At 36.5% G+C, this 14587-nt stretch carries 13 protein-coding genes; all 13 read left to right on the top strand.

Going from position 1 to position 14587, the window contains the following annotated elements; all coding sequences use genetic code 11:
• Window positions 1–18: 18 nt before the first annotated feature.
• The 13 genes from isdC to AC3WSK_RS02490 all read left to right on the top strand — a co-directional run bounded on the left by isdC (window position 19) and on the right by AC3WSK_RS02490 (window position 14569).
• Entirely contained in the window at window positions 19–660 is a 642-nt protein-coding gene (gene isdC / locus AC3WSK_RS02550) for a heme uptake protein IsdC (protein ID WP_427481890.1), read from the top strand.
• Window positions 660–2105: an NEAT domain-containing protein gene (locus AC3WSK_RS02545; RefSeq protein WP_427481892.1), complete on the top strand. Its 1446-nt coding sequence runs from the start codon at window positions 660–662 to the stop codon at window positions 2103–2105. Before isdC ends, AC3WSK_RS02545 begins: the two co-directional genes overlap by 1 nt.
• Before the next feature lie 81 nt (window positions 2106–2186).
• Window positions 2187–3500 carry an NEAT domain-containing protein gene (locus tag AC3WSK_RS02540; protein WP_492411711.1) on the top strand — a complete coding sequence of 438 codons (1314 nt, stop codon included), beginning with the start codon at window positions 2187–2189 and terminating at the stop codon, window positions 3498–3500.
• A gap of 15 nt (window positions 3501–3515) precedes the next feature.
• Window positions 3516–4439 (top strand): heme ABC transporter substrate-binding protein IsdE, encoded by a 924-nt coding sequence (isdE, locus tag AC3WSK_RS02535; RefSeq protein WP_492411709.1) that lies wholly within the window; start codon window positions 3516–3518, stop codon window positions 4437–4439.
• A 128-nt stretch (window positions 4440–4567) separates the two neighbouring features.
• Window positions 4568–5533 carry a FecCD family ABC transporter permease gene (locus AC3WSK_RS02530; RefSeq protein WP_492411707.1) on the top strand — a complete coding sequence of 322 codons (966 nt, stop codon included), beginning with the start codon at window positions 4568–4570 and terminating at the stop codon, window positions 5531–5533.
• A 6-nt stretch (window positions 5534–5539) separates the two neighbouring features.
• Window positions 5540–6310 carry an ABC transporter ATP-binding protein gene (locus AC3WSK_RS02525; protein WP_079559602.1) on the top strand — a complete coding sequence of 257 codons (771 nt, stop codon included), beginning with the start codon at window positions 5540–5542 and terminating at the stop codon, window positions 6308–6310.
• A gap of 11 nt (window positions 6311–6321) precedes the next feature.
• Window positions 6322–7080: a class B sortase gene (gene srtB, locus AC3WSK_RS02520; RefSeq protein ID WP_427481899.1), complete on the top strand. Its 759-nt coding sequence runs from the start codon at window positions 6322–6324 to the stop codon at window positions 7078–7080.
• 369 nt (window positions 7081–7449) lie between these two features.
• Window positions 7450–7977, top strand: a complete 528-nt coding sequence (locus tag AC3WSK_RS02515) for a YceI family protein (RefSeq protein ID WP_492411704.1) — start codon at window positions 7450–7452, stop codon at window positions 7975–7977.
• A gap of 362 nt (window positions 7978–8339) precedes the next feature.
• Window positions 8340–9266 (top strand): NAD-dependent epimerase/dehydratase family protein, encoded by a 927-nt coding sequence (locus AC3WSK_RS02510; RefSeq protein ID WP_079559605.1) that lies wholly within the window; start codon window positions 8340–8342, stop codon window positions 9264–9266.
• Between the two features lie 560 nt (window positions 9267–9826).
• Window positions 9827–11116 (top strand): AAA family ATPase, encoded by a 1290-nt coding sequence (locus tag AC3WSK_RS02505; RefSeq protein WP_079559606.1) that lies wholly within the window; start codon window positions 9827–9829, stop codon window positions 11114–11116.
• A gap of 91 nt (window positions 11117–11207) precedes the next feature.
• Window positions 11208–11783 carry an RloB family protein gene (locus tag AC3WSK_RS02500; RefSeq protein WP_079559607.1) on the top strand — a complete coding sequence of 192 codons (576 nt, stop codon included), beginning with the start codon at window positions 11208–11210 and terminating at the stop codon, window positions 11781–11783.
• Window positions 11784–12234: 451 nt separating this feature from the next.
• Window positions 12235–13878: a glycerol-3-phosphate dehydrogenase/oxidase gene (locus tag AC3WSK_RS02495; RefSeq protein ID WP_079559608.1), complete on the top strand. Its 1644-nt coding sequence runs from the start codon at window positions 12235–12237 to the stop codon at window positions 13876–13878.
• A gap of 127 nt (window positions 13879–14005) precedes the next feature.
• Window positions 14006–14569, top strand: a complete 564-nt coding sequence (locus tag AC3WSK_RS02490; protein ID WP_079559609.1) for a glycerol-3-phosphate responsive antiterminator — start codon at window positions 14006–14008, stop codon at window positions 14567–14569.
• Window positions 14570–14587 lie beyond the last annotated feature (18 nt).

Below are 14587 nucleotides of genomic sequence, written 5' to 3'. Positions count from 1 at the left end.
AGAGGAGGCGTACAACACATGAAGAAATTAATGATGTTCGTTATGCTTGTAACTTTGTTTGTATGTAACTTTGCGTTACCGCAAGCGTCTGCCCAACTAGCTGACGGCACACATTCGATACAATATCAGGTCAATAAACCTGAAAGTAACTCTGTATCCATTGCGAATGATTATTTTCTAAAACCAGCAAAGGTCACATTGAAAAATGGGACAGCTACTGTACAAATTACATTGAAAAATAGTGCATGGATTACAAAGTTCCAACCACCAGGTGGAGCAACTGTAGTAAGTGAAGATAAAGCAGCTGATACTCGTACCGTACAATTTACAGTGAAAGATTTAACGAAACCAGTTGTAACTGCTATGAAAATTGATATTGACGATATTAATTATCATCACGAATACAGTGTTTCACTAGTATTTGATGCGGTATCTGCAGGAAGCGCAACAGTAGCAAAAGCATCTGAAACAAAAACGACTGATGCTTCAACGAAATCATCTGATTCGAAAGCGACTAATGCTCCAACAAATTCTTCTGAAAGTCATGTGCCGAACCCACAAACAAGCGATGCAACACCATATGTATTGATTGTTGCATTAGCTGGATCAGCATTTTTACTTTATAGAAAAAAACTACAAACAAAAACGGAGGGTCAATAATGGCTAAAAAACGTCAATCACGCGCAACAAAAATAGTACTAGCTTCATTGTTAGCAGCATCACTTTCAGTACCATCATTTGCATCTGCAAAGGTAGCTGATGTAACGACTACAAATACTGAAGTAAAAGCAGAAGCTACTAAATCTGAGAATACTGGTACTATTGTAGATTTCCAAACTTTTAAGCCTGGAACAACAGAACCACAACCTGCAATTAGTTCTCATCTTGTAACACAAGGTACAATCGTTGAAAAGGATGGGAAATTTGAGGCGAAATTAACGGTAGCAGCAAAATCTGCCCCAATGATCGCAGGTTTACAAACAAAGCAAGGTGATAAGTTTGTAGATGCTACTGAAGTGAAAAATGCAGATGGAACAATTACATATAGTTTTCCAGTGGTAGCTGGCGAAGTATTGTCAGCGAAAATCCACGTTGTCGTAGCTTCAGCTAATATGGACAAGTGGTATGATTTTGATTTAAAAGCAGTAGAAAGTGGTAAGTCTGAAGAGGTTAAAGAAGAAGTTAAAGTAAATGAAGTGGCTGTCACTGTTTACAAAAACGGTACTTCTGAAGAATCGATTATGAAGCAATATATTAAATCAAAAGTAGATGTATCAGTAGTAAATGGTAAAAACATCGTTACTATGACGTTCCCTCAAGGTCAATATGTTAAAGGATTCAAAGTAGAGGGAAAAGAAGCGACTTTAGTAAGTAAAGACGATGCAACAAATACAAGTAAGTACTCATTTGAAGTGGCAGACTTAAAGAAACTTGTGAATGCACAGTTGCATATTGTTGTAAATGAGCCAGACAAAGGCGTGAATTATGACTCGAACCACCAAGTTCAATTTAGTTTTGCTGTGGAAAACGCAGTGAAACCAGTGGTGAATCCATTTAAGGATATTAGTAATGATGCTAATAAAGATGCAATTCTAGCATTATATAGCAAGGGAATTGTTAAGGGTCAAGATTACTTTAAACCAAATGACAATATTACACGCTCTCAATTTGCGTTAATGATTGCTCGTTCATTAAATGTAACTTCTACAAAAGATGCTGGATTTAAAGATACAGCGAAGCTTGACGCAGAACGTGTACAAGCAATTAATGCTTTAACTGAAGCTGGAATTGTTATGAAAGCTGAAAAATTTAATCCAAATGACACACTTACTCGTCAACAAGCTGCAGTGATGATTTACCGAACAGTAACGCATGTTGCAGGAAAAGAAATGAACTATGGTGATCCAAGTTTGTCTTATTATGCTGATGGTGCAACTGTTAAAAGTGAAGAAGCGAGAAAAGCATTTGCGTTTTTATATGCAGGTAAAATCATGACTGGATCTGCCGATGCTAAAGGTAAGACTGTTATTAATGCAAGCAGTCCATTAAAACGCGCGCATATGGCAAAAATTTTAAATGGCTCATTACAATACATGAATAAATAATACGGTTACAGCAACTTCCTTTCTCACTTAATCGAGGAAGGAAGTTACTGTGTTCTTAAAGAAATTGGAGGAATTTACACAGTGATTAACAATAGAAAAATATTTCGAGTATTCGTGTTGAGTACTATTTTACTGATGTTTCTCCCTCCATTTGTATGGCTTCAGGCAAAAGCTGAAGAATCTGTATTAGAAAATGGGAGCTATCAAGTTGAACTAAGTTTTTCATCTCTAGATGGAGGGAAAGACAATATTTTTAGTGAATTGGCGACAATTGATGTGAAGAACGGTCAATATAGCTTGAATTTAACTATAAATCAGCCATTGAGTATAAGAGATATACATATCGAACAGCTGGAAAATGAGCTTTCGTCAAACGTTCAGACTGAAAATTTAGTTCAATTTGATGTCAAGGATTTACATCAGCCTATTTTCATTAAAGGCAAGATGGCACTTTCAGCCTCTGAGAAATATTTCCCTTTTTCCCAGGAGCTTCAATTACAATTAACAACCCTTTCAATAATTGGACCTAAGGATGAGGAAGTTATTCCGGAAAACGATAGTAAAGAATCTCTTTCAGAAGAAGTCTATGATAAGGAATGGTCAATGAATTACGTACTATTAGTAGATGGAAAAAACGAACAATCCATTATGAATACATATGTAAATCCTATTGCAAAAATAAAAGAAAAAAACGGCAAATATTATGCCCACATGACAATTTTAAAATCTAATTGGATAACAGGATTAACTGTAGATCAACAAGGAAATCAAGTGGAACCAAAGCTTATTTCACTTGTAGACAATACAAGAATTGTTGAATTTGAAATTAGTAATTTTGAAAAGCCAATACGACTGTGGGTTAAAGTTGATATACCTGATATTTCTTATCACCATCAATATTTCGTAAATCTAAAGTTCGATCAACAACAAGTAGCAAAGTTTCTAAATAAGCCTTCTACAAAAGAACCCTCTAAGCAAGTAGTGAGTGAAAAGCTACCTGTTATTGTTAAAGAGGAAGTGAAAAAGGCACCTGTTATTGTTAAAGAGGGAATGAAAAAGGTAACAGAGATAACACAACAAGAGACTGCGGTCAAACAGCCTCAGACGTCACGACCACTGCCATCATTTCAGCCTTCATTAACTGTGCCTAAGGAGGAGCGGTTAGCATTTGACCGTACGCTTGATGCGCCTATTGAGGATGAAGAAGACGACAAGAAAGCTGATGTTAAAGAAGAAACCCCCAAAAAAATAACGAAGGATTCTAAAGTCGATCAGCAGCTTGCTCGGCTGAACATTGTAAAGATAATATTGCTAGTAGTAACTTGTCTTTTATCGGGCTTATTGCTCGTTCGCCGTTTTAAAAATTCAAGAAAAGATGTGACGGAACAGAAATAAGTAGGAGATGACTTTATGCGAAAGAATTGGAAATGTAGGTTGCTCATGATGGCGCTTATGACATTACTTTTGGCAGTCGCTGGCTGTAGTGATGGAAATAAGCAAAAAAAGTCAGAGACACCTACGGAAAAAGCACAACCATCAGCTGAAACAACTGATGAGAATGAACACCGTATTATTGCAGGAACGGTCGTTATTGCAGATATTCTAGATAAGCTTGAATTGGACGCTATAGCAGTGCCTGAAACAGAAAAAATATTAGCAAAACGCTTCGATGAACTGCCTACCATCGGTAATGCAATGGAGCCAGATATGGAGATTGTTAAATCATTAAATCCAACAGATGTGTTATCAGTTTCAACGTTGGAGTATGATTTACAAGATAAATTCAAGCAGCTAAAAATACCGGTACACTTTTTAAACTTTCAAAGTGTTGATGCTATGCTTTCCGAAATTAAAACACTTGGCGAACGCTATAATCGTATAGAACAAGCTGAGAAGTTAGTGAATGGATTACAAAAAAATATTGATGCTGTTCAAACAGTTGCAAAGAACAAAGAGGGACCTCGTGTATTAATTTTACTTGGCATTCCGGGTAGTTATTTAGTTGCAACTGAAAACTCCTATGCAGGAGACCTTGTGAAACGTGCAGGTGGTATTAATGTGATGGAGGGGCAGGACGCTGAATACTTGTCTTCGAATACTGAGTACTTGCATAGTAGTAACCCTGATATTATTTTACGTCTATCACACGGTATGCCAGATGAAGTAGTAAAAATGTTTGATGAGGAATTTAAAACGAATGATATATGGAAGCATTTTGACGCAGTAAAAAACGGCAAAGTCTATGATTTAGAGGAAGAATTGTTCGGTACTACAGCTTCATTACAAGTGCCACAGGCTTTAGGACAGCTAATGGAAATCTTCTATCGTAAATAGAAACTAGAAATGTCGCTCGTATCGCAAGCATAGCCTTGTTATAGAGCGCTTTTCTTATATATGTTTTAAGCAAAGTTGTAGATGTACATATAACATGATGGAATTTGAAAAGAAAAGGGAAGTCCGGTATGACAAAAAAAATTGTAAGCTTTTCAATTGTAATTGTATTATTACTTGTTTCAGCAGTTTATGCAGCAACAACAGGTAGCATTAAAATGGGCTTTTTTGAATTTATAGGTGCATTATTTGATGAAGGAAATAGTCAAATGGAGGCTATCCGGGATTTGCGATTTCCACGAATCATTGTTGCATTGTTTGCTGGTGCAGCACTTTCGGTTTCAGGGGTACTATTACAATCAGTGATGCGTAACCCGTTAGCGGATACTGGAGTTATTGGGATATCTTCAGGAGCGGCATTTGTCCAGCTCTTTATTATTTCCTTCTTTCCAGCACTATTTTTTATGACACCTGTATTAGCATTTATGGGTGGGGCATTTGCCTGCGCACTCGTCTTTGCGTTGTCATGGAAGTCAGGTTTAAGTCCGTTGAAGCTTATTTTAGTCGGGATTGCTATAAATGCAATGTTCACGGGGTTAACAGAGACTTTCATTAGTTTAGGAGGCTCATTGAATACTTCTGCTGCCAGCGTTATAGGTTCAAACTTAACGATGCGTACGTGGAAGGACGTATCAACAATTGTTACTTATGGTACTGTCGGATTAATAGCTGCCTTTGCGTTATATAGTTGGTGTAATCTGCTAGTATTACAAGACAAAACAGCGAAAAGTCTAGGCTTTCATGTAGCTCGTGCTCGTCTATTAATAGCAGCTGTCGCGGTACTATTATCAGCTGTTTCCGTTGTCGTAGCAGGAGTTATTTCGTTCGTCGGTCTGTTAGTGCCACATATTTCTCGTCGTTTAGTTGGACATGATCATAAGGTGCTTATACCTTTTACAGCATTAGCTGGAGCTTTATTAATATTAGTGGCAGATACGATTGGTCGCACAATGGCTGCACCCCTTGAAATACCAGCTTCAACCATTATGGCGATTATCGGTGGACCATTCTTAATATTCCTATTACGAAAAGAGTGAGGAAACATGGAAATACAAGATATTATCGTATCGCATGATAATACTCGAAATCATTTAGATGGTGTATCGACGACCATTCAAAAGGGTAAAATCACAACGATTATCGGTCCAAACGGCTGTGGAAAATCAACATTATTAAGTGTTATGTCCCGCAACAATATACCGATATCGGGGAATGCATCTTTAGAAAACAAGGATTTGGTGCACTACAAGCCAAAAGAGTTTGCAAAAAAACTCGCGATTGTCTATCAGCAAAATGATGCGCCAAAAGATTTAACAATAGAAAAATTAGTGAGTTTTGGACGTTTACCACATCGTACTATGTTAAAAAGAAATGAAGAGGAAGATGCCGAAGCTATTGAATGGGCACTTACTTGCACGAACTTACTAGAAAAAAAAGATACCGATTTAGAGGCTTTATCAGGTGGGGAACGTCAGCGAGTGTGGATTGCTATGGCTTTAGCACAGCAATCTGAAATTTTATGTTTGGATGAGCCGACAACATATTTGGATATTTATTATCAAATTGAGTTATTGGAGCTTGTAAAGGCGTTAAATGAGGAACATAGCTTAACAATCGTTATGGTACTTCACGATATAAATCAGGCGATTCGCTATAGCAATCAAATCATTTTGATGAAAGCTGGACAAATAATAGCTGAGGGAGCACCACGTAACGTCATTACAAAGGAAGTTATTAAAGAAGTCTATGGTGTTCAAGCTATTTTCAATGAGGATGAGCAGCATGGATTTTACATGGTCCCTCTTGGAATATAACTGGTGATACGATGAAAAAATGGACATCTAAGTTTTTAACATTTATATATTTAGCTATATTCTTATACTCAGGCTTTGCATTAGCCAAGTACTTATACACGTACTATGAGACTTCAAAATCACTGGAAGAAGTACAAACGATTTATCAATCAACATTGGCTTCTTTAGAAGATGAAGTGGAAGAAAGCTCATCAACGCCATTCACAATCCGTCCACAATTCAATGATTTACTATCGGTAAATAAAAATATTGTTGGTTGGATTTCTGTAGACGGGACAAAGCTCAATAATCCTATCCTACAAGCTGAAAATAATGATTTTTATTTAGATCATAATTTTAAAGATCGAGAAAGTCGTGCAGGCAGTGTATTTATGGACTATCGTAATAATGTGCAGGATCTAAACCAAAATACTATTTTGTACGGCCATGCTATGAAGAATAGTACGATGTTTGGGAGTCTTAAAAATTACTTAAATCAGCAATATGCAGACGAACATCCTGTCATTTATTTAGACACTCTGTATGAAGGCTATGATGTCGAAGTGTTTGCTGCTTATGAAACAACAATTGATTTTTATTATATTGAAACAGAATTTACGAGCAATGATACATTCCTAAAATTCACAGACGAAATTCAAACACGCTCTGCAATCGAAATGAATATAGAGATTGGACCAGAAGACAAAATTCTTACGCTATCCACTTGTAAGGATTCTGTCTTGAGTGACGACCATCGTTTTGTCGTCCAAGGTAAATTAGTGAAACGCTGAGATAAGGAGCTTCCCATTTCATTGGGTGGCTTCTTTTTTATTTATATATTTCCGAGTCGGAGAAATCGCTCAGGTAATACGAAGAACCGCTAAGGTAGAATAATCTTGGAAAATAAATTACTTAACTCAAAAAACGTGATACCTTGAATTTTAAAAAAATTATTAAAAAATAACTTGACGTAAGTAAATTATTAATGTACAGTAAGTTACATAAAGTAATTAATTACTTTTCGTAACTATTATGTATGAAAGAAGTAACTACAAATGTTTATCCGTTAAATTTTGGGGAACATAATTAATGTAGTTGCTTCATATTTTAACATATATCTCGAATTCGAGATAAAAATAATTTTATTGGAGGAATTTAAAATGGCAAAATGGAATATTGATTTAGGACACTCAGCAATTAACTTTCAAGTAAAGCACATGATGGTATCAAAAGTGAAAGGTGTATTCGATACTTATTCAGCAAATATTGAAGCGGCAGATCTTGCAGATTTAACAACAGCAAACATTAGCTTTACAATTGATGCAGCAAGCATTAACACACGTAGTGAAGATCGTGATAATCACTTAAAAGCAGCAGATTTCTTCGATGCTGAAAAATATCCAACAATCACATTCAAATCAACAAACATTACAAAAAAATCGGATGATGAATTTGCGATTACAGGTGATTTAACAATTAAAGACGTAACGAAATCAGTAACATTTAATACTGAATTTAATGGTAAAGGTACAAATCCATGGGGCCAAGAAGTTTATGGCTTTGAATGTGCGACAACAATCAATCGTGAAGAATTTGGCTTAACTTGGAATGCTGCATTAGAAACTGGCGGTGTTCTAGTAGGTAAAGACATCAAAATTGCAGTTGAACTGGAAGTAAGCCCAGCTTAACATTTGTAAAATGTGTTCGATACATATCGGGCACATTTTTTTTGTTCACCACCAAAAGCTCTGGATGACTTTTGTTAAAACGTCTCTTCGTAACGGCTGGGCGACTCCTTGGGGATTAGCGATATAGAGGAACGAAGGCTAAAAGCATCACGTCCTGTGATAACGCCTTCGTGACCAACAACAAATGATTTCTGTAGCGAAAGCAAAGCGCCCAGCTGGAACGGAAATCAACCACACGTTTTGATGATGATACATTTTTTGTATGAGAAATGTTCCCGAAAAATAACACGATAAATATGTTACTTGCATAATTTTAGTAATTACTGCATATAAAACATCATATAGTTTTTGGGGGCGATGGGATGAATGTATTAGTGACAGGTGGATATGGTTTTATTGGTAGTGCAGTCGCAAGGCGTTTTTTTAAAGAAGGTGCAAATGTTTATATTATTGATAATTTAAGTACAGGCCATTTACGTAATGTCGACTTTGAGCATAAATCTTATCTTTTGAATGTGGAAGATGAAGTTTGTGAGCATCTCTTTAGAGAAACATCATTTGATGTGGTCATTCATTGTGCAGCGCAAACGAGTGTCCAAAAATCGATACAAGAACCAGTAAAGGATGTTTTATCGAATATTGTAGGGCTTAGTCAGATGCTCTTCTTATCGTCAAAATATAAGGTAAAGCATTTCGTTTTCGCCTCGTCGGCAGCTGTTTATGGAGATAGTCACTATCCTCCAATAGAAGAAACAGATGTTAGTGAACCGATTTCGATGTATGGATTAAACAAAAGTATTGGTGAGTCTTACTGCGAGAAATGGCAAAAAGATTACCGTTTACCAACATTAATTTATAGATTTGCTAATGTATTCGGTCCAGGACAACGTATGCAGGGCGAAGCAGCGGTTATTCCTTGTATGCTAAAAAGCAGTATAGAAGAAAAGCCCTTTACAATTTATGGAGATGGAGAGCAAACACGAGATTTCATATATGTAGAGGACATTGCGGATGCTATTTACGCCGGTGTACAGGCTAGATTACAAGGCATTTATAATGTATCAACGAATGAGGCATGGTCGATTCATCAAGTCATTTTATTATTGCAGCATTTAAATCATCCTTTAGAAATTCAATATGCTCCTGCAAGAGAGGGAGATATTGAGCATTCGTTTTTAAATAATGAAAAGTTAGCAAAAGCAATAGGGTGGAGGCCAAAAACTTCATTTGCGGAAGGTATAGAGCGTACATTGCAAGCGTTACAAGATGAAAAGATAGTAGAAATATAAAAAGTTGTACACAAAAGCTTAGTAGTTAAAGATCACCAACATGATAAAGGCGATTTACTCTTTCATAAAGGGAAAATCGTCTTTTTATAATTTAAATTACTGGTGAAAACTTATCATTCATCCTAAAGTGTGCATTTTATAATTGGAATTACGCAGGGTCATCAACAAAACGTGGTTGATTTCCGTTCCAGCTGGGCGCTTTGTAGCTGCCGCTACGCTTTCGCACAGATAAAACATTTGTTGTTGCTGTCGCTACGCTTTCGCTACAGAAAACATTTGTTGTTGCTGTCGCTACGCTTTCGCTACAGAAAACATTTGATGTTGGTCACGAAGGTGTTATCACAGGACGTAATGGTTTTAGCCTTGTTCCTCTTTCGCTGATTCCCAAGAATTCGCCCAGCCTCCACTCCATTCAACTTATATGTATAGTATAGGTTTTACCAAAAGTCATCCCAAACTTTTGGTGATGACCATTACACGGAGTAATAGTTGTTTTTTTAGGCTATAGTATAATTATCTTTTAAAAGGAATGTTATGGAATTGAACGGAGGCTTGCAAATATGCTAGTAGATTTTAGAGTGAAAAATTGCCTGAGTTATAAAGAGGAAACACTATTTTCAATGGTTGCGGGAAGCCGTATTCGTAAATTAAAGGACACACATACGATGAAATTTGACTCGATATGCCTTGTGAAAAGTGCCTTTATTTTCGGACCAAATGGAAGTGGGAAATCGAACTTATTCACGGCTATAAAAATTTTACGTTCTTTATTGTTTAACTTTGAAAATCTGAATAATGTTAAACAACTACGTTTGCCCTACCAGCCGTTTAAGTTAGGAGGTCAGCAAGGGAAACCGACTGAATTTATGATTTCATTATTCATAGATGGGGTACTGTACGATTATGAGGTTCAATATAATGCTTCACAAGTACTTTATGAAGGGTTAACTAAAACGACAAAATCTTTGAAAGAACAGCTCTTTAATAGACAATGGGATGGAACAGAATATTTGTATGAAACTGCCGAAAGCACAGCGCAAGAGCTGACAAAATATACGCGTAATAATACAGCGTTCTTATCAGTATTAAATGTCTTTAATGACCCAGATGCTACGAAAATATTTGATTGGTTTTTACATAAAATATTGTTTTTAGATGAAGCGAATCGGTTATCAAGTCATCCACTTATTCGTAAACTTGAAGAGGAGCCCTTTAAAAAAGAAGTGATGAAGTTGCTAAAAGTTGCAGACTTTTCTATTCAAGATGTGACGGCAAGACGCGTTGAGCGTAGAGAGAAAAATACGATTGGCTATGATTTTGACACGCCAGAGGTTATTCAAGAAGTGGATATCGATTTGCACTATTTATCGTTCGATGAAGCAGGTGCGCCAATCGGGACAGAGACGATCAATTGGACGATGGATTCAAAGGGGACAGTCCGTATGCTGCATTTAGCATGTGTCATGGTAGATGCATACAATAAGGGGAAGACTATTTTTATAGATGAATTTGATACAGCATTTCATGTGTCCATCTGCGAATTTTTAATGGCCATTATGAACAGCAAGCGTAACGTTACGAATCAATTTGTTGTCACAAGTCATGAAATTGATTTATTAGACCAGCCATTACGTTCCGATCAAATATGGTTTGTAAATAAAAGCTTTAAAAATGAATCCGAATTATACTCTTTATTTGATTTTGCAGATTTGCAAAAGAAACGTGGAGATATTTCCTATGCCAAGCGTTACTTAAAAGGAGAATTTGGGGCTACACCGGTTATTAATGAATATTTATCAGATCAATATTTAACTTCTTTCAACGGGTATCCAAACACCCCGCTAAAATAGAGGAACTCAGTCGAAGAACGCCAAGTCCGGTGGCAATTTATCTGTGCGACAGCCGAGGCATAATTGATAGGAAGTGGGAGGTGTCTGAGCAGTGAGAGTACGTCAACAAGGGAATCGAACACTGCGTAAAACCATTTTAATTTATTGTGAAGGTGAAACCGAACGCATTTATTTTGAGCAACTGCGTATTTTAAAGCGCTCCAAACTGGTAAGTGTCAAAATAAAAAACGTTAAACGTTCGGCTATTAAGCTTGCGCAGCATGCCTATCGAGATTCAAGCTATCAATATTTTGATGAGGTTTGGATTGTTTTTGATAAGGATGATTTAACCGAAAAGCAATTAGAGGAAGTGAATGACTTTTGTGAGGAGAATAATATTCATATTGCCTATTCAAATGAAGCGTTCGAATTATGGCTACTATTGCATTTTGAAGAGGTCGATATGTCTGAAAAGTATCCTCGTGCAGTATTAAATGACAAAATGGAGCAGCATCTTGGGATAACACGTTATATTCGTCATAAAGCGGATGAATCTGTCATTGCTCCTATCGCACTTCGACATGAGGTTGCTATTAAAAATTGCACAGATATGATGGCACTTCGCAAGACAGAAAGCCGTGATAATCCTTATTGCAACATACATGAAATGATACAATACATATTTTAACTTCTTTCAGCGGGTGCCCAAAAACCTGTTGTTTTTATATTTCAGCACAAAGAGGTGTGAATAACAATTATTAAAAGTATGACATATATTAAGTTGATCTTCGTTACGACTCGGCGACTCCATTCAATGCGACAACGACAATTAAGATTTATTTATCCACAATTCAAAATGTAGATAAATAAATTTGTTGTATTGGGGAATAAATAACACCAGAAGCCATGACAATTAAACAGTACATATGAACGTTCTAAACCTATAAATGATTGAAAAGGGTATTTTGTATTTGATTTAGCCTATCGAACTTGCCTTTTCTCTCTAAACACATTACAATGAAGTTAAGTTAATATAAGGTTTGAGCGATTGAGAGACCATTAAAAACATATGTACATTGTGTACATGTGCTTTTAATGGTCTCTTTTTTTTCGTTCTTAAATTAAGGAGGAATTTTATTATGAGTACGGCTTCAGCAATACAACGTCAACAAACGATTGAAGAATTACAAAATAAAGAATACGATTTATTGGTGATCGGTGGCGGTATTACAGGTTGTGGTATCGCACTTGATGCAATTGCTCGTGGGCTTTCTGTAGCGTTAGTTGAGATGCAAGACTTCGCAGCTGGGACTTCTAGTCGTTCGACAAAATTAGTGCACGGTGGACTTCGTTATTTAAAACAATTTGAAATAAAAGAGGTTGCAGAATTAGGGAAAGAGCGTGCAATCGTTTATGAAAATGGACCACATGTAACAACGCCAGTTTGGATGCTACTGCCATTCCATAAAGGAGGCACATTTGGTAAATTCTCAACGAATGTTGGTTTACGTGTTTATGATTTTTTAGCAGGGGTTAAACGTTCTGAGCGTCGATATATGTTAAATCCTGCAAAAACAATGGAAAAAGAGCCTTTGGTCAAAGCTGAGGAATTACGTGGCGGTGGTGTTTATGTAGAATATCGTACTGATGATGCACGTATGACAGTCGAAGTTGCCAAAGCTGCCATCGAAAAAGGCGCTACACTCATTAACTATACAAAAGCAGAGAACTTTTTATACAATGACGAAAAGAAAATTAATGGTATCGTAGCACAAGATTTGATTGCCCAGAAGGCATTTAATATTCGTGCAAAAAAAGTTGTAAATGCTGCGGGTCCATGGGTAGATGAAGTTCGTACGATCGAAGGGAAACAAAATGGTAAGCATTTAATTTTATCTAAAGGTGTGCATATCGTTTTTGATGAATCTAAATTCCCACTACGTCAAGCTGTCTATTTTGATACACCTGATGGTCGTATGGTGTTTGCAATTCCTCGAAATGGGAAGACATATGTTGGAACGACAGATACATTTTACGAAGGCGATGCACGTGAAATGAATATCCATCAAGAAGATCGTGATTATATTATGAAGGCTATTCATTACATGTTCCCAAAAGTAAAAGTCACAGATGAAGATATCGAATCAAGCTGGGCAGGTGTTCGCCCATTAATTCATGAAGAAGGTAAAAATCCATCTGAAATATCTCGTAAGGACGAAGTATGGGAATCTCCTTCAGGTCTTGTGACAATCGCTGGCGGTAAATTAACAGGTTATCGAAAAATGGCTGAAACAGTTTTAAATAAGATTGCACAAGATTTAGAGCAACGCTTTAGTATTTCATCAAAACCATGTCATACAAAGAATATTCGTATATCTGGTGGTGATGTTGGCGGCTCTGAAAACTTAGATGCCTTCGTATCAAAACGAACAAAAATAGGTGTCGAAATCGGATTATCGGAAGAGGAAGCAAAACATTTAGCGCATCATTACGGTTCTAATGTGGACACTGTTTTTGAATATGCTAAAGAACAGCATCCTGTTTTACCTCAAGGGCTATATGCTCAACTACTGTATGGTATCCATCATGAAATGGTTGTTCATCCAAACGACTTTATGATTCGTCGTACAGCCTATATGTTCTTTAATATCGCCCTTGTTATACAATATAAAGATGCGGTATTAGATGAAATGGCAAAACAATTAAATTGGTCTCCTGAACAACGTACTCAATTTGAAAAAGATTTAAATTTAGAAATAACAAGAGCTACAACTGCATTATAATAAAAAGGAAGGTCGTCTTAATGGCGACCTGACTTTTTAACTTCTTTCAGCTGGTGCCTAAACACCCTGAAATATAGGGAATCAGTCTAAGAACACCACGTCCTGTGGCATATAAAGGGGAAATCAAATGAATTTCAATAATCAACAAATTATTCCCGCTGCACGAACAGTAAAGCAATTTGATGAAATATTAAATAGTCGATTCGAATACATTGTTCTATTAGAAGTGCATATTAGTTTGCTCATGTCAATAAAACGAGAGGCGGATCGGAACGGTAAAAAATTAATTATTCATGCAGATTTAATTCATGGCTTAAAAACGGATAACTTTGCAGCTGATTTTTTATGCAATGATATCCGTCCAGCAGGAATAATTTCCACGCGTTCTAATATGTTAATAAAGGCAAAAGCTCGTGGGATTATTGCTATTCAGCGTGTCTTTTTAATTGATACGATCGCGCTTGAAAAAAGCTTTTCAATGATAGAATCAGCGAAGCCAGATTTTATTGAACTATTACCAGGTGTTATTCCTTCTATGATTTCAGAAGTGCACCAGCGTACAAAAATTCCTGTTATTACAGGTGGGCTAGTTCGCACAGCTGAAAGTATAGAGGAAGCGTTATCAGCTGGAGCAGTAGCGATTACAACATCAAATAAGAACTTGTGGGAAAATTTCCAAAAATATTGTTGACTATGTATGTTATTTTCT

It is taken from the genome of Lysinibacillus sp. EB271-A1-10B (genome assembly GCF_058791335.1).
The sequence above is the reverse complement of the archived record's forward strand: the minus strand, read 5'-3'. Positions and strand labels throughout refer to the sequence as shown.